Origin of the sequence: Actinocatenispora comari, assembly GCF_017312725.1 — a bacterium.
Taxonomy (GTDB): Bacteria; Actinomycetota; Actinomycetes; order Mycobacteriales; family Micromonosporaceae; genus Actinocatenispora; species Actinocatenispora comari.
Window position 1 is genome coordinate 1 of sequence record NZ_BOPO01000049.1, and the last position, 15,635, is coordinate 15,635.

At 74.8% G+C, this 15,635-nt stretch carries 14 protein-coding genes; 9 read left to right on the forward strand and 5 right to left on the reverse strand.

The genetic code is table 11. The features are described 5' to 3' along the window. The first annotated feature begins 123 nt into the window (after positions 1-123). The 4 genes from NUM_RS14145 (at position 124) to NUM_RS14160 (ending at position 3,483) form a co-directional block, all read left to right on the forward strand. Positions 124-1,020: a hypothetical protein gene (locus tag NUM_RS14145; RefSeq protein WP_207125298.1), complete on the forward strand. Its 897-nt coding sequence runs from the start codon at positions 124-126 to the stop codon at positions 1,018-1,020. Positions 1,021-1,065: 45 nt separating this feature from the next. Next, positions 1,066-1,698 (forward strand): response regulator transcription factor, encoded by a 633-nt coding sequence (locus NUM_RS14150; protein WP_207125299.1) that lies wholly within the window; start codon positions 1,066-1,068, stop codon positions 1,696-1,698. Positions 1,699-1,893: 195 nt separating this feature from the next. Then, positions 1,894-2,478, forward strand: a complete 585-nt coding sequence (shbA, locus tag NUM_RS14155) for an RNA polymerase sigma factor ShbA (protein ID WP_207125300.1) — start codon at positions 1,894-1,896, stop codon at positions 2,476-2,478. A 117-nt stretch (positions 2,479-2,595) separates the two neighbouring features. Beyond that, the gene (locus NUM_RS14160; protein WP_207125301.1) at positions 2,596-3,483 is read left to right on the forward strand and encodes a hypothetical protein; all 888 of its coding nucleotides are present in this window, start codon (positions 2,596-2,598) and stop codon (positions 3,481-3,483) included. A gap of 99 nt (positions 3,484-3,582) precedes the next feature. On the opposite strand, the gene NUM_RS14165 is transcribed toward NUM_RS14160, so the two are convergent. Further along, a complete protein-coding gene (locus NUM_RS14165; protein ID WP_207125302.1) occupies positions 3,583-3,954 on the reverse strand; it encodes a DUF5319 family protein in 372 nt (123 codons plus the stop codon). Between the two features lie 265 nt (positions 3,955-4,219). On the opposite strand from NUM_RS14165, the gene guaB reads away from it, so the two are divergent. After that, positions 4,220-5,746, forward strand: a complete 1,527-nt coding sequence (gene guaB / locus NUM_RS14170; RefSeq protein ID WP_207125303.1) for an IMP dehydrogenase — start codon at positions 4,220-4,222, stop codon at positions 5,744-5,746. A gap of 139 nt (positions 5,747-5,885) precedes the next feature. Then, a complete protein-coding gene (locus NUM_RS14175) occupies positions 5,886-7,004 on the forward strand; it encodes a GuaB3 family IMP dehydrogenase-related protein (RefSeq protein WP_030449268.1) in 1,119 nt (372 codons plus the stop codon). A gap of 99 nt (positions 7,005-7,103) precedes the next feature. Here the strand turns inward: NUM_RS14175 and pdxR are convergent, their stop codons facing one another. Beyond that, on the reverse strand, positions 7,104-8,543 hold the full coding sequence (gene pdxR, locus NUM_RS14180) for a MocR-like pyridoxine biosynthesis transcription factor PdxR (RefSeq protein WP_225918563.1): 1,440 nt from the start codon (positions 8,541-8,543) through the stop codon (positions 7,104-7,106). An 85-nt stretch (positions 8,544-8,628) separates the two neighbouring features. Between pdxR and NUM_RS14185 the strand changes: the two genes are divergently transcribed. Beyond that, positions 8,629-9,963 (forward strand): APC family permease, encoded by a 1,335-nt coding sequence (locus tag NUM_RS14185; RefSeq protein WP_225918564.1) that lies wholly within the window; start codon positions 8,629-8,631, stop codon positions 9,961-9,963. A gap of 126 nt (positions 9,964-10,089) precedes the next feature. Here NUM_RS14185 and NUM_RS14190 read toward each other — a convergent pair whose 3' ends face one another. From NUM_RS14190 to NUM_RS14200, 3 genes are read right to left on the reverse strand one after another with little or no spacing between them, the layout of a single operon-like run. After that, positions 10,090-10,491 carry a hypothetical protein gene (locus tag NUM_RS14190; RefSeq protein ID WP_207125306.1) on the reverse strand — a complete coding sequence of 134 codons (402 nt, stop codon included), beginning with the start codon at positions 10,489-10,491 and terminating at the stop codon, positions 10,090-10,092. Next, a complete protein-coding gene (locus tag NUM_RS14195; RefSeq protein WP_207125307.1) occupies positions 10,488-12,473 on the reverse strand; it encodes an alpha/beta hydrolase in 1,986 nt (661 codons plus the stop codon). The genes NUM_RS14190 and NUM_RS14195 overlap by 4 nt, the downstream gene beginning before the upstream one ends. After that, complete coding sequence (locus tag NUM_RS14200; protein WP_207125308.1) at positions 12,473-12,883, reverse strand: type VII secretion target; 411 nt, start codon at positions 12,881-12,883, stop codon at positions 12,473-12,475. Before NUM_RS14200 ends, NUM_RS14195 begins: the two co-directional genes overlap by 1 nt. A 186-nt stretch (positions 12,884-13,069) precedes the next feature. Here NUM_RS14200 and NUM_RS14205 point away from each other — a divergent pair, with 186 nt between their 5' ends. Next, entirely contained in the window at positions 13,070-14,767 is a 1,698-nt protein-coding gene (locus NUM_RS14205; protein ID WP_207125309.1) for an FAD-dependent oxidoreductase, read from the forward strand. Between the two features lie 71 nt (positions 14,768-14,838). Beyond that, on the forward strand, positions 14,839-15,582 hold the full coding sequence (locus tag NUM_RS14210) for a helix-turn-helix domain-containing protein (RefSeq protein WP_207125310.1): 744 nt from the start codon (positions 14,839-14,841) through the stop codon (positions 15,580-15,582). The last annotated feature ends 53 nt before the right edge of the window (positions 15,583-15,635 follow it).

The window sequence follows — 15,635 nt, forward strand, 5'->3', positions numbered from 1 at the left end:
TCGGTCGTTCGCTTCTCGGTCGTTCGCTTCTCGGTCGTTCGGTGCGGGTGGTGCGGTGGCTTCCCGTGGTGCGGCGGATCGTCGGGACCCGCGTCAGATGGCCGGATCGGCGAGGATGTGCGGATGCCTGCCTCGTCCGATCCGACGCCGGATGCCCGGCGCTCGCCTTCGCCGTACCCCCGGTCGTCGGCCGGCAAACGGCCCCACGGCGAGGCGGTCGACCGGGCCGAGCGGGCGCTCTGGTTCGGCCGGCCGGCCCGGGCGTTGTCGCTGCTGGACGCGGTACCGGCGGGGTCGCGGCCGGCGTGGCTGCGGGGCGTGGCGCTGATCGCGCTGGGCCGGTACGTTGCGGCCGACGACGCCCTGCTGCCCACGGCGACGCGGGCACGGTCGGTACCCGGTGCGATGCGGTGCGCCGGCGAGCGGCGGTACGGGTCGCTGGCGTTGTCCGCGCTCGGCAGCTCGGCGCGCCAGTGCGGCCGGTACGACCGGGCCGCGGAGCTGGACGCGGCGGCGCTGGCGGCGGCCGGTACCGACGTCGAGGCGCGGGCCGATGCGCTGGTCGGGCTGACCGCGGACGCCATCGGTACGGGCGACCGGGAGGTGGCGGAACGCCGGCTGGCGGCGCTGGCCGAGGTGGCCGGCGCGAGCTGGCGCAGCACCGTACGTTGCGCTTGGGTTGCGGCCGAACTTTCCCTTCTTTCTGATCTTCCGGAAAGCGCGGCAGCCGCGGCGTACCGGGCGGTACGGTGCGCCGAAATGGCGCAGGCACGGCGCCATCTTGCGAAGTCTCTGCTCTTTTATGGCGTTTCGGTGCGGGAAGTTGCCCGTAGACAAGCGGTCGCACCCCTATTCCGGTCCGCGGCAGTGATACTGAGAAGAGCGGAGCGGCTCGCGGCGGCGGTCGAGGCGTTCCCGGTGTGGGGAGTGGCGTGCCGGCTGCGACAGGAGACCTTGAAGGAGGTCGCCGTGACGGGGGAAGCTGTGGCGCAGAACACGTACACCACAATCGCGTCATGAGCCCGAGTCACCGGGGTCTCTCTGTCTGGGAGAGAGGAGAAGCACGTGCGCTCGGTGCTCGTCTGTGTACGAACGCCCGTGGCGGCGCAACGCATCGCTGCCTGGGCTGCGCATCTCGGCGTCGCTGCCGCGGTGCGGACGGCGCTGTCCGGTGAGGAGGCGCTGGCCCGGATGGGCGAGCGCCCGGCGGACGTCGTCCTTATCGATGTCGGAATGACCCGGCCCGATCCGGTGCAGTTCACTCGCCGGGTTCTCAGCCGCGGTCCACACACCGCACTCGTGCTCGTCGGCGCCGACGACCCGCGGGCCGCGGCGGCCGCGGTCGCCGCCGGCGCCCGCGGCGTGATCCGCGCCGGCGAACACGGGGAAGACCTGGTCAGCGCGCTGGCCCAGGGCATCCTGCTGGCGTGCCCGAACGGCCGGCAGAACCCGGTCGGTACGCCCACGTTGGGTCGCCCGGCGCAGCCGCCGGGGCCCCGCCGGGGTGTGCTCACCGAACGGGAGTTGCAGGTACTGCGGGGAATGAGCGAGGGGAAGAGCAACGCCGAGATCGGGCGTGAGCTGTTCGTCTCGGAGGACACGGTGAAGACGCACGCGCGTCGGCTGTTCCGCAAGCTCGGTGCGCGCGATCGTGCGCACGCCGTGGCGTCCGCGTTCCGTTCCGGCCTGGTCAGCTGACCGGCCGCGGGCGGACCGCGGGGCGGGTCCGGATCGGTCGGCCTGCGCCGGCCGGGTCCGGTCGCCCCGACCTGCTTCAATGGGTCCCGACCGAGGTCTGTCGGTGACCCAACCGGCGAAGACCTCTATGCGAAGATCGCCGCAAACACGCTACCGTTCGGCGGAAGGTTCGTAACGGGAGAGTGCGAGCGGGCGATGACATCACCGGAGGCGGGGCTCACCGAGCTCGCCGTACGCGCCGGCGGCGGCGACCGCGCAGCGGTCGAGGAGCTGCTGACGCGGATCCGGCCGATCGTGGTTCGTTACTGCCGTGCTCGACTCGGTCGGACCGGCCGCGGCGCGTACACGACGGCTGACGACGTGGCGCAGGAGGTGTGTATCGCCGTGCTGGGTGCACTGCCCCGGTACCGGGCGGGCGGGTCGCCGTTCACCGCGTTCGTCTTCGGTATCGCCGCGCACAAGGTCGCCGACGCCCACCGCGGCGCCGCCCGGGACCGGTCCGAGCCGGTCGCGACGCTGCCCGAGCAGGCCGACCTGAACGCCGGGCCGGAGGCCCGGGCGATCGCGCTGGACGCGGCCGGCCGGATGCGCGGCCTGCTGGAGCGGCTGACCCCGCAGCACCGCGAGGTCGTCGTGCTCCGGGTCGGCGTCGGCCTGACCGCCGAGGAGACCGGCAACGCCCTGGGCATGACCGCCGGCGCGGTGCGGGTCGCCCAGCACCGCGCGCTGAACCGGCTGCGTGCCCTCGCCGCCGAGCTGTACGACGAGGTCGGAGTATGAGCGAGCGTCCCAGTGTCGTGCCTCGTGGTCGAAGCGGAGCCCGGCCATGAGCGAGTGCCAGCGCGCCCATCGTGGGCATCGTGTGCTCCTGCCTCGTGGTCGAAGCGGAGTCCGGGCATGAGCACCCGATCCGAACCAACCGGCCGTCCGGCCGGGACCGACGACGCCACGCCGTCCGCCGACGCGGTGGCGCGGGACGACCGCGTCCTCGACGCGCTGCTCGGCCTGACCGACGACGACATCCGGTACGACGACCCGGCGGTGCAGTTGCTCTCGGCGTGGCGGGAGGACATCGTCGCCGACGAGATCGGCGGTACGGGTTCCCCGTCCGGCCGGCCGCCGCAGCTGCCCCGGATCCGGCGCAGCGGGCCGGCCGGTCCGGCCCCGGACCGGTCCCGGCCCCGCCGGGCCGCGAGGGCCCGCCGCCGGTCCGGCCGGCTGGTGCTGGTCACCGGGTTCGCGGTGCTGGCCGCGGGCGGGTTCGCCGGGGTGGCGATGGCCGCCGGCGGCGCCGCACCGGACAGCCCGCTGTTCCCGGTGACGAAGGTGATCTATCCCGACCGGGCAGCGGTCGCCGAACACCGCTCGGCCGCGGCCGCCGACGTGGACGACGCCCGCAAGGCCGCGAAGGAAGGCCGGGACGACGATGCCCGGCGCTATCTCGCCGACGCCGACAAGCACGTCCGGCACCTGCCCGACGACGCGGCCCGGACGCTGCGCCGCAAGGCCGACGAGGTCCGCCGCGGGCTGAGCCCGTCGCCGAACGGGGCCGGCGCGCCGGGGCTGACGCCCAGCCTGACGCCCAGCCCGAACCAGCCGTCGCCGCAGGCCAGCGACACCGGGTCGGCGGAGCCATCGCCGTCCGACTCGTCCGCGGGCGCCGGGAACACCTCGCCCGGCGGGGAGGACTCGTCGAGCCCCGAGGCCTCCGCGAAGGCGCAGTCGTCGAACGAGCGCAACTCGGACCACGGCAAGGGCCACCACCGGGACGACGCCGAGCAGTGAGTCGCGGGCCGGTCGGTCGCGAGCCCGGTCGGTCGCTGGTTCGCTCGGGTTGCGAGTACGGAGCCGCCGGCGCGGGCCGGGTCGGCCCTGGGCGCCGGGTCAGTCGTGGTCGTCGGCCTGGGCACCGTCGACGTAGCCGCGGGCGTACTCCCAGGAGACGTAGTGGTCCGGGTCGGGCTGGTAGGCCGGCTCGTGCAGCCGCGGATGACCGTGCTCCAGCACGTGGTGCAGGCTGCTGCGCAGCAGCTCCCAGGCGACGTAGTGGGCCGCGTGGCAGTCGTCGCAGTCGAACACCACGCCGCGGATCCCGGTCGGTTCCAGGAACCGCTGGAACTCGTCCAGCTCGGCCAGCTCCGCGGTGACCTCGTCGCGCTCGTCGTCGGCCAACGGCCGTCCGGGCACGCCGCCGAACAACCCGGCGGCCGGATCGGTCGGGTCGTTCGCGAAGGGGTCGAGCGGCTCGTCACGCACGATCCCACGGTATCGCCTGGGTAGGCTCGTTCGCCGCCCGTGCGCCGCCGGGTGATCCCGACAACCAGGCAGGTTCCACGCCGGTACCGGGCCCGCGGAGTGCCGTGGACCGCACGCGGGAACAGCCCGCGTGGCCGGGATGTTGCCGGGCGTAGGATCGGAACACGCGGCCGGTGGCAGCGCTTGACGCACGGCCTGTCGACGGTTCCCGCGTGCCGGAAGACGACCAGGCCCGGCCACCGGGGTCAACCAAGATCGGATCAACATGGCTGCCACGCATCCCGTCGACCATTCCCAGGACCTGCCGCTCGGTGCCGCCGCTCCGCTGCCGATCGGGCTCACCTTCGACGACGTGCTGTTGCAGCCCGTCGAGTCGGACGTCGATCCGGCGGAGATCACGCCGGCGACCCGGCTGACCAAGGACATCGAGCTGGCCATGCCGCTGATCTCCTCGGCGATGGACACGGTCACCGAGGCGCGGATGGCGATCGCGATGGCGCGGCTGGGCGGCATCGGCGTGCTGCACCGCAACCTGTCGATCGACGACCAGGCGAGCCAGGTCGACCTGGTGAAGCGGTCCGAGGCCGGCATGATCACCCATCCGGTGACCTGCTCGCCGGACGACACCCTGGCCGAGGTCGACGCGCTGTGCGCGCGGTACCGGATCTCCGGCGTCCCGGTGGTGGGGCCGGACGGCGTGCTGCTCGGCATCGTGACCAACCGCGACATGCGGTTCGTGGCCGACAAGCAGACCAAGGTCGGCGCGGTGATGACGTCGCAGCCGCTGGTCACCGCGCCGGTCGGGGTGGCCCGCGCGGACGCCTTCGCGCTGCTGCAGCGGCACAAGGTGGAGAAGCTGCCGCTGGTGGACGGCGACGGCCGGCTGCGCGGGCTGATCACCGTCAAGGACTTCACCAAGTCGGAGCAGTACCCGGACGCGACGAAGGACCCGGCCGGTCGGCTCCGGGTGGCGGCGGCGGTCGGCATCGGCGACGAGTCGTACAAGCGGGCCCGCACGCTGGTGGACGCCGGGGTCGACGTGGTCGTGGTGGACATGGCGCACGGCCACAGCCGGGCCGTGATGGAGATGGTGTCCCGGATCAAGGCGGACACCGGGGTCCAGGTCATCGGCGGCAACGTGGTCACGTACGAGGGGGCCAAGGCGCTGGCGGAGGCCGGTGTCGACGCGGTCAAGGTCGGCGTCGGGCCCGGCTCGATCTGCACCACCCGGGTGGTCGCCGGGGTGGGCGTGCCGCAGATCACCGCGATCATGGACACGGTCGCCGCGTGCAAGCCGCTCGGCGTGCCGGTGATCGCCGACGGCGGGATGCAGTTCTCCGGTGACATCGCGAAGGCGGTGGTGGCCGGCGCGGACAGCGTGATGCTCGGCTCGCTGCTGGCCGGCTGCGAGGAGAGCCCCGGCGAGCTGATCATCATCAACGGCAAGCAGTTCAAGTCGTACCGGGGGATGGGATCGCTCGGCGCGATGCAGACCCGCGGCGCCGGCAAGTCGTTCTCCAAGGACCGGTACTTCCAGGGTGAGGTGGCGACCGACGAGCAGCTGATCCCGGAGGGCATCGAGGGCCAGGTGCCGTACCGCGGGCCGCTGCGCGGCGTCGCCTACCAGCTGGTGGGCGGGCTACGGCAGGCGATGCTCTACTCCGGCGCGCAGACGCTGCCGTCGTTGCAGGAGCGCGGCCGGCTGATCCGGATCACCGCGGCCGGGCTGAAGGAGAGCCACCCGCACGACATCCTGATGACCGCCGAGGCGCCGAACTACCACACCCGCTGAGCCGCCGACCGGTTCCGCGTACCGATCGGGTGGTCCCGTCGACGCACGTGCCGGTCACCCTGACCGGTACAGTGCCGTTTCGGGTGTGAGTTCCGGACAGCGCGGCGATCCGGGCTCCGGACGGCGGGAGGGGTCCATCGTGCGGGACATGGTCGAGATCGGAATGGGCAAGGCGGCGCGCCGCGGGTTCCACCTCGACGAGGTGGCGCTCGTGCCGACCCGCCGCACCCGCGACGTGGACGACGTGTCGACCAGCTGGCAGCTCGACGCGTACCGGTTCGACATCCCGTGCGTGGGGCACCCGTCGGACGCGACGATGAGCCCGGAGTCGGTGGTGGCGCTGGGCCGCGCCGGCGGTCTCGGCGTGCTCAACGCCGAGGGGCTGTGGACCCGGTACGAGGACCCGATCCCGGTGCTGCACGAGCTCAGCCAGCTGGACGAGGAGGCGGCGGCCACCCGGCGGCTGCAGCAGCTGTACGCGGCGCCGATCCGGCCGGAGCTGATCGGCGAGCGGGTCAAGCAGATCCGGGACGCCGGCGGCACCGTGGCGGTGCGGGTGTCGCCGCAGCACACGCTGCAGCTGGCCCCGGTGATCCTGGACGCCGGCATCGACATCCTGGTCATCCAGGGCACCATCGTGTCCGCCGAGCACGTGTCGAGCACCGACGAGCCGTTGAACCTCAAGGAGTTCATCGCCGACCTCGACCTGCCGGTGGTGGCCGGTGGCATCACGAACTACCAGACCGCACTGCACCTGATGCGTACCGGCGCGGCCGGTGTCATCGTCGGGGTCGGCGCGGACGACTTCTCCACCACCGACACCGTGCTCGGCATCCGGGTACCGATGGCGACGGCGATCTCCGACGCGGCCGCGGCGCGGCGCGACTACCTGGACGAGACCGGCGGGCGGTACGTGCACCTGATCGCCGACGGTGGCCTGTCCACCTCCGGTGACATCGCCAAGGCGCTGGGCTGCGGGGCGGACGCGGTGATGCTGGGCGAGCCGCTGACGATGGCCACCGACGCGCCGGCCGGCGGCGCCTGGTGGCACTCCGCGGCGAGCCACCCGAAGCTGCCGCGCGGGATGTTCAGCCCGGCCGGCGAGCAGCTCGGCAGCCTGGAGGAGATCCTGTACGGGCCGTCCGACGACCCGGAGGGCGCGATGAACCTGTTCGGCGGGCTGCGCCGGGCGATGGCCAAGTGCGGCTACTCCGACCTCAAGGAGTTCCAGCGCGTCAACCTCATCCTCGACCGCTGAGGGTCGAGCCGACTCGGACCGTCGAGCGGTCTGGCTGATCTGGGCCGGTGAGCGGGTTGGCCGACCCGGACCGCTGAGCGGTCGGTTCGGGGCGGCTTCTCACCGGGGCCCGGGGCGATCGCGCAGCGCGTCGGCGAGGCGGTGGATGCCGTCGTCGATCTGGTCGGCGGGCACGGTGCCGAAGCCGAGGGCCAGGCCCTGTTGCCGGTTTTCGTTGGTGCAGAAGCGATCCAGCGGGTCGACCGCGACGCCCTGACGGGCCGCGGCGGCGAGCCGGGCACCGAGGTCGGGATCGGGTTCGGTCAGCCGGGCGGCCACGTGCAGGCCGGCGGCGGACGGCACCACGGACAGCCGGTCGCCGAACCGGCGGTCCAGGGCGGTGAGCAACGCCTCGCGGCGCGTTGCGTACGTGCGCTGGGCGCGGCGGACGTGCCGGGCCAGCAGCCCCTCGTCGATGAACCGGGCCATCGCGCCCGCCACGACCGGATCGCCGTACCAGTCGGCCACCCGGCGGGCCGCGTGCAGCGCCGGGATCAGCGAGGCCGGCGCGACCAGGAACCCGAGCCGCAGCATCGGCGCCATCGTCTTGGCGAACGACCCGACGTACACGACCCGGCCGGCGGTGTCCAGGCTCTGCAACGGATCCAGCGGCCGGGCGCCGTACCGGAACTCGCTGTCGTAGTCGTCCTCGACGATCACCGCGCCGTGCCGGCCGGCCCAGTCGAGCAGTGCGTGCCGGCGGGCCGGCGACATCGCCACCCCGAGCGGGAACTGGTGCGACGGCGTCACGTACACCAGCCGGGCGTCGTCCGGCAGCGCGGTCACGTCGATGCCCTCGCCGTCCACCGGTACGCCGGTGAGCCGGGCACCGAGCGCCCGCAGCGCCTGCCGGGCGGGCAGGTACCCGGGGTCCTCGACGGCGACCCGGTCGCCCGGTTCGACCAGTACCCGGCCGAGCAGGTCGATGGCCTGCTGGGCGCCCTGGGTGACGACCACGTCGTCGGCGCCGGCCCGGACCGAGCGGGACAGCGCCAGGTGCCGGGCGATCGCGGCGCGCAGCGCGGGCAGCCCGGCCGACTCGGTGTACGGCGGGCGGCGCAGCGTGGTGGCCCGCAGCTCGGCGGCGACCAGCCGGCGCCAGGTGGCGAGCGGGAACAGGTCGGGGTCCGGCACCCCGACCCGGAAGTCGTAGGTGGCGGGGGAGGCGTCCGGCGCGGGCTCGGCGGCGAGCTGCCGCCAGATCGCCCGCGGGCGGACCCCCTCCCGGGGTGCGGCGGGCGCGCCGCCCGGCGCGGTCGGCACCGGGCGCACGAACGTGCCGGCGCCGACCCGGCCGGTCAGGAACCCCTCCGCGATGAGCCGCTCGTACGCGGCGGTCACGGTGGTGCGGGACACCGCGAGCGTGCCGGCGAGCTCCCGGCTCGGCGGCAGCCGGGAGCCGGCCCGCAGCCGGCCGTCGACGATCGCGTCCCGCAGCTGCCGGTAGATCCGGGTGGTCCGGTCGCCGCGGCCGGCCAGGCTGATGTGCACGTCGACCACGAGGCCGAGCCTACCCATTGGTCCAGTCGAGATCACAGATCTTGGCTCTTTCGGTGCGCCAATGCGGCGCCGTAGCGTGGCGGCCATGAGCCGGTTGACCTCGGTACAGGGTGCCGCCGTGACGATCGGCGCCGTCCTCGGCACCGGCGTGATCACGCTGCCCGCCCTCGCCATCCGTACCGCCGGGCCGGCGTCGCTGCTGGCCTGGCTGGCGCTGATCGTGCTGTCGGTGCCGCTCGCGGCGTCGTTCGCGGCGCTCGGCGCGCGGTACCCGGACGCCGGTGGCGTGTCGACCTACGTGCGGCGCGCGTTCGGCCGGCGGGCGGCGGCGGTCGTCGGCTGGTGCTTCTACCTCGCGGTGATGACCGGCGCGCCGGCCGCGGCGATGTTCGGCGCCGGGTACGTGTCGGCCGCGCTCGGCGGTGGCCGTACCACCACGATCGTGGTGTCCGGGCTGATGATCCTCGGGGTCGCCGCCGCGAACGCGTTCGGGGTGTCGCTGTCCGGCCGGATCCAGGTCGGGCTGGCCGGGCTGCTGGTGGCGCTGCTGCTGGTAGCCACGATCGCCGCCGTGCCGCACGCGCACCTGGCCAACCTGCACCCGTTCGCGCCGCACGGCGGCCTCGCCGTGGTGTCCGCGGCGACGCTGCTGGTCTGGGGGTTCGCCGGCTGGGAGGCGGTGACCGCGCTGGCCGCGGACTTCCGCCGGCCGGCCCGCGACCTGCCCCGCGCCACCGCCGCCGCGCTCGTCGTGATCGGGGTGCTCTACCTGGCGATCGCGGCGGCCAGCGTGCTCGTCCTCGGCTCGGCCGCCGGGCACGCCCAGGCGCCGCTGGCCGACCTGCTCGCGATCGCGTTCGGCGGCGGGGTACGGATCTTCGCCGCGGTCGCCGCCGTGCTGCTCACGCTGGGCGCGATGAACGCGTACTTCTCCGGTGCGGCGAAGCTCGGCGCGGCGCTCGGCCGGGACGGCGCGCTGCCCGGCTGGTTCTCGCACGGCAGCCAGGCCGGCGAGGTACCCCGGCGCAGCCTCGCCGTGGTGACCGCGATGGGCGGTGTCGCGTTGCTGGTGGTCGCGGCCAGCGGTGCCGGCACCGAGGTACCGACCCGGCTCACCACCGGCTCGTTCGTCCTGGTGTACGTGCTGGGTACGGCCGCGGCGGTGAAGCTGTTGCCGCGCCGCAGCTGGTCCCGGCGGGCGGCGGCGTTCGCGCTGCTGTGCGTGTCCGCGCTGTTCGTGCTGGCCGGCTGGTACCTGCTGTGGACGCTCGCGGTGGCCGCCGCGGCGCTGTGCTACGACCGGTACCGCGCCCGCCAGGAGCGCCGCCTGCCGGCGGCCGCCGCGCCCGACGGTGCCGAGCGGCCCGTCACCCGGGTGGGTGCCGAGCCGCCGCCCGCCGACTGCCCGGCGTCGAGCTGACCCGCAGGTCGACCCACCACGGCGCGCTCGGTGACGTTCGCGGGGCCGACGCTGTGGCGCCGCCCGGCGCACGCTCGGCGAGGACGCGCCGGGCCGGGCCGCCGGGGCAGCGCGTCGGCGGCGAGGTCAGGCGGGCAGTGGTGGGGTCTCGCCGGTGAGCACCAGCCGGCGCTCGGCCCGGTGCCGGCTCACCGCGATCGTGTAGCCGGCCCGCACCGCCACCAGCTCCAGCGTGTCGCCGCCGGCGGCGCTGCGCACCACCGACCAGCCCTCCGCGACCAGGTGCCGGCGGACCGCGGCGATCCGGTGCTCCGGGTCGCCGTCCGCCGGATCGCCGATCTCCACCCGGATCCGGCTGACCAGCGACCGCGCCGCGCCGTCGGACAGGGCGCCGGCGCCGGTCGGCCCGGCGTCGACCGCGACGACCGGATGCTGGTCCGGCACCGCGGCCACCGCGGTCACCAGCAGCAGGCCGCGCAGCTCGTCCCGGGCCTGGTACGGGTTCGTGGCCCGGCGCGGGACGCTCATCCGCCCGCCCCGGTCGTCGGCGACTGCGCCCGCACCGTCGACGGCGGCGTCCCGGCCGGCCGCTGCGTGCCGCTCGACTGCGCCATCGTCGGCTGTGCCGCCGGGGCCGAACGGTCCGTGGGCCGGGTGAGGACCCCGTCGAGGCTGCCCAGCACCCCGTCGACCGGTGCCTGGCCGGGCGGGTGCACCGCTGCCGGCCGGTCCAGCCCGGCGAGCGCGAGCTCCTCCTCCAGCGTGGTGTCGGTGCCGGTCACCTCGGTCAACCGGCCGGCGACCACCCGGGCCAGGTTGTCCAGCGACTCGCTGCCGATCGCGTAGTACCGGTCGTGCCCGACGACCTCGGTGCCGCCCTGGGTGTCCAGCCTGGTCACGTCGGCGAAGTCGGCCGGATCGGCGCCGTGCACCCTGGAGTACGCCAGGGTGTCGCCCGGCGCGCGCACGGCCCAGCAGCGGGTGCCGGTGCGCGCCCGCAGCACCGGGCCGGGCAGGTCGTCCCGACCGTTCGGGGTGGCCGGCCGCAGGTCGGCGGCCGACCGGATCCGCTCGCCGAGGCCGGCGCTGCCGACGAACACCACGTCGTCCGGCTGGTACCCGGCGCGCAGCGCCGCCGCCACCAGGACGGTGCCGTAACCGTGCCCGAGCAGCACCGTACGGGCGCCGGGGAGCAGGTTCGGGGTGATCCCGGCGACGAACCGGCGCAGCGCGGTCGCGCCGCTGCGGGCCCGCGCGGACATCCCGCCGGGGCCCGCCGCGCCGGCCGAGTCGTACCCCAGCCAGACCACCACCGCGGTCCCGGCGCCGGCGGTGTCGGCGAGCAGCCGGGCGTCCGCGGCGAGCGAGTTGAACGTGTCGAGCCCGTTGCGGCCGCCGGGCACCAGCACCGCGACGTTGCGGGCCCGGGTCAGGTCGCCGAACACCTCGGCCACCCGGCCGGCGCCGCTCGGGTCGAAGCCGAGGAAGCTGCGCTCGTACCGGTTGGTGACCCTGGACCCGCTGGTCGGGTCGACCGCGCTGACCGCGCGGGTGGCGAGGAACGAGTTGAGGGTGCCGATCCGCTGGTTGATCGCGTCGGTGGTACGGGCCCGGGCCACCGACCGCTCGCCGCCGTCGCTGCCCGCCGCGGCCGCCAGCTCGCTGCGGCTGCGCCGCAGCTCCGACCGGCTCTCGTCGATCAGCTGCCGGCTCGCCGCGTACCGCTCCGGCAGCGGGGCGCCGGGCAGCCCGGCGACCAGCTTCGGCCGCTTCGTGCGCGCCGCCCGCCGCCGCGCCGTCGACATCCCGCCGTACAGCAGCATCACCGCGGGGGCGAGGTCGTGCACCGAGCTGTGCCGGGTGGACAGCTCGTCGAGCTGGTCGGCGTCGTCGGGCTGGTCGGCCGGCTCCGCGGGCGTGCCCGCGGCCTCGCCGCCGGCCGCCGCCAGCTCGCTGCCGCCGGTACCGGTCGGCGGGGCGGTGACCTGCGGCCGGTCGGTCGGCTCGGGGTCGGCCAGCTCGCCCGGCGCGGCGCCGAGCTCCCGGGACGCGTGCAGGTCGGCCGCTTCGGCGACCACCAGCGCGCGGGCCGCGAGCGAGGCGGCGGTGCGGCGGACCGAGTCGTACACGTTGGCCAGCGGGCCGAGCATGGTGGACGGCAGCACGGTGACCTCGGCCCGGCCGTGCACCCGGCAGCCGACCAGCTCGGCGAACGAGTCGGCCAGCGACAGCAGCTGGGTCGCCTCGTCCAGCCGTTCGGCCACGTCGGCCACCACCGTCGCCGCCTGGGTACGCGCCTCGCCGAGCCGGCGCGCGTCGTCGACCAGGGCGTGCCGGTGCGCGGTCGACGCGGTCGCCGCCGGGCCGTGCCAGTTCGCCAGGTCCTTGCCGGCGGACTCGACCGCCTGCTCGACCACCGACGCCATCCGGGCGGCGTCGGCGCGCAGCGCGTCGGCGACCGCGGCGACCCGGCCCGGCCGTACCTGGCGAAGCTGTTCGACGGTGAGCATCACGAGTCGCCGCCGCGCAGCACCTGGTCGATGATGCGTTCGGTGTCGTCGTACCGGTCGGCGGCGGCGCGCAGCTGGTCGGCGTGGTCGGAGTAGTCGGCGGCGAGGCCGGCGACGCAGGCGTCCCAGTTGGCGTGCAGCCGGGACAGCACCGAGCCGAACGACCAGCCGTCGAGCCCGGCGTCGCCCAGCAGCTGGGCCGGATCCGGCATCGGGCCGAGCGGCTCGTCCGGGCCGGCCGCGGCGTCGGGCCGAGCGGGCCGCGCGTCGCCGGCCGGGCTCGTCGGGGTGCCACCGGCCGGGCGCAGACCCGACTCGACGGGGTGGCCGAGGCGGTCGCCGATCTCGGCCAGTCGGGCGGCGGCGCTGCGCAACCGATCGGTGTCGACCTCGAACCGGTCCGCGGTCATGACCGTCTCCCTCCTGCCCGCGTACCGAAGATGGACCGCCGTGCCGAGCATCCCCCGTACCTGCTCGGGCAGCGGTGCGGCCGACCAGCGACCGCGCACCACGCCATACCACCGGCGCGCTACCCATCAGGTGCCATACGGGGGATCATTGTCCATCGACGCAAACCCCGCAGCCGAAGGAGCGCGATGGATGTGACCGAGCCGATCGCGGGCTTCGACGTGGTGGTCGTCGGGTCCGGTTTCGGGGGCAGTGTCGCGGCCCTCCGGCTGACCGAGAAGGGCTACCGGGTGGCCGTCGTGGAGGCCGGTCGCCGGTTCGCCGACGACGAGTTCCCGGAGACGTCCTGGCGGCTGCGCCGGTTCCTCTGGGCACCTCGGCTCGGCTGCTACGGCATCCAGCGGATCACCTTGCTACGCAACGTGTTGGTGCTGTCCGGTGCGGGTGTCGGCGGCGGCTCGCTGGTCTACGCGAACACGCTGTACCGGCCGCCGGAGCGGTTCTTCGCCGACCCGCAGTGGGCCGGCATCACCGACTGGTCGGCCGAGCTGGCCCCGCACTACGACCAGGCCGAGCGGATGCTCGGCGTGGTGCCGTACGTGGGGGAGACGCCGTCGGACCGGGCGATGCGCACGGTCGCCGGGCAGATGGGCGTCGGCGACACGTTCCACAACGCGCCGGTCGGTGTCTTCCTCGGTACCCCGGGTGAGGCCGTCGACGATCCGTACTTCGGCGGGGTCGGCCCGGCCCGCAACGGCTGCCTGCAGTGCGGCGAGTGCATGACCGGCTGCCGGCACAACGCCAAGAACACCCTGGTGAAGAACTACCTCTACCTGGCGGAGAAGGCCGGTGCGCGGGTCTTTCCGCGCAGCACGGTCACCGCGGTACGACCGCAGGCCGGCGGCGGCTACCGGGTGGAGATGACCCGGACCGGGTCGGTCGGCTCGCGCGGCAACCGGCGGGTGTTCGCCGCCGACCAGGTGGTGTTCGCGGCCGGTGCGCTGGGCACCCAGCGGCTGCTGCACGAGATGCGCGACACCGGGGTGCTGCCCGCGCTCTCGCCCGCGCTCGGCACCCTGACCAGGACGAACTCCGAGTCGATCGTCGGCGCGAAGTCGAACCGGTCGGACGTGGACTTCACCCGCGGGGTCGCGATCACCAGCTCGTTCCACCCCGACCCGGACACCCACATCGAACCCGTCCGGTACGGGCACGGGTCGAACGCGATGGGGCTGTTGCAGACGCTGCTCACCGACGGCGGTGGCCGGCTGCCCCGGTCGCTGAAGTGGCTGGCCGAGGCGGCCCGGCATCCGGGCGCGCTGGCCCGCGGCATCTCCACCCGGCGCTGGTCCGAGCGCACCATCATCGCGCTGGTGATGCAGTCGCTGGACAACTCGTTGACGGTGCGCCGGCGGCGCGGCCCGTTCGGCGGGCTGACCAGCAGCCAGGGGCACGGCGAGCCGAACCCGGGCTGGATCCCGGCCGGCAACGAGGCGGTACGCCGGCTCGCCGAGCTGATCGACGGGACGCCGGGCGGCAGCTGGGGCGAGATCTTCAACATCCCGCTGACCGCGCACATCCTGGGCGGCTGCCCGATCGGTGCCGACCCGGAGCACGGCGTCGTCGACGGCTACCAGCGGGTGTACGGGCATCCCGGGCTGCACGTGCTGGACGGCGCGGCGGTGTCGGCCAACCTCGGCGTAAACCCGTCGCTGACGATCACCGCGCAGGCGGAGCGGGCGGTGTCGCTGTGGCCGAACCGCGGCGCCGACGATCCGCGCCCGCCGCTCGGCGCCGGCTACCGGCCGGTCGAGCCGGTGCCGCCGGCCGACCCGGTCGTCCCGCCGTCCGCGCCGGCCGCGCTGCGCCTCCGTCCTCTCCGCTGACCGCGCTCGTTGCCGTGTCACACCTGATGGCGGGCGTTCATTATCAGTATCGAGAATGATAATGTAGCCGCATGCCGAGGGACCATCGCGCCGATCTGCTGCTGCACCCGGTGCGCATCCGGATCGGCCGGGTGCTCGCCACCGGGCCGCGCACCACCCGGCAGCTCGGCGCCGAGCTGCCCGACGTGCCGCAGGCCTCGCTCTACCGGCACCTGGCCGCGCTGGTCGCCGGCGGCGTGCTGGAGGTGGCCGCCGAGCGGCCGGTGCGCGGCACCCTGGAGCGGGTGTACCGGCTGGCCGGTGCCGGGATGGAGCTGTCGCCCGACGCGCTGGCCCACGCCAGCCCGGACGACCACCTGCGCTACTTCACCGCGTTCGTGTCCAGCCTGCTCGCCGAGTTCGCCCGGTACGTGCAGCGCGACCGGATCGATCCGATCGCCGACGGCGTCGGCTACCACCAGCTCGTGCTGCAGCTCGACGACGCCGAGTTCGTCGAGTTCGCCGGCAAGCTCGGTGAGCTGGTCCGGCCGCTGCTGGACAACGGCCCACGGCCGGGCCGGACACCGCGGCTGTTCGCCACCGTCGTACTGCCCGCCGGGGCCGCCCGGTCGCCCGACGACGCGGCACCCGCCGACGGCACCGACCCGTCGTCGGGTGTCCCGGCACCCGCCGAGACTGCCGACCTGTCGAAGGGCGGCGCGGCAGCCAGTGCGGGAGCCGACCCGTCCAAAGGTGGCGCGGCACCCGGCGGGGATGCCGGCCCGACCTCGACCGAAGGAGAGGAACACGATGGCCACCGTCCAGCTCGACGATGACCGACCGCACGCCCCGTTCGACCGCACCTCGCAGGTGCGCGGCACCGACCCGG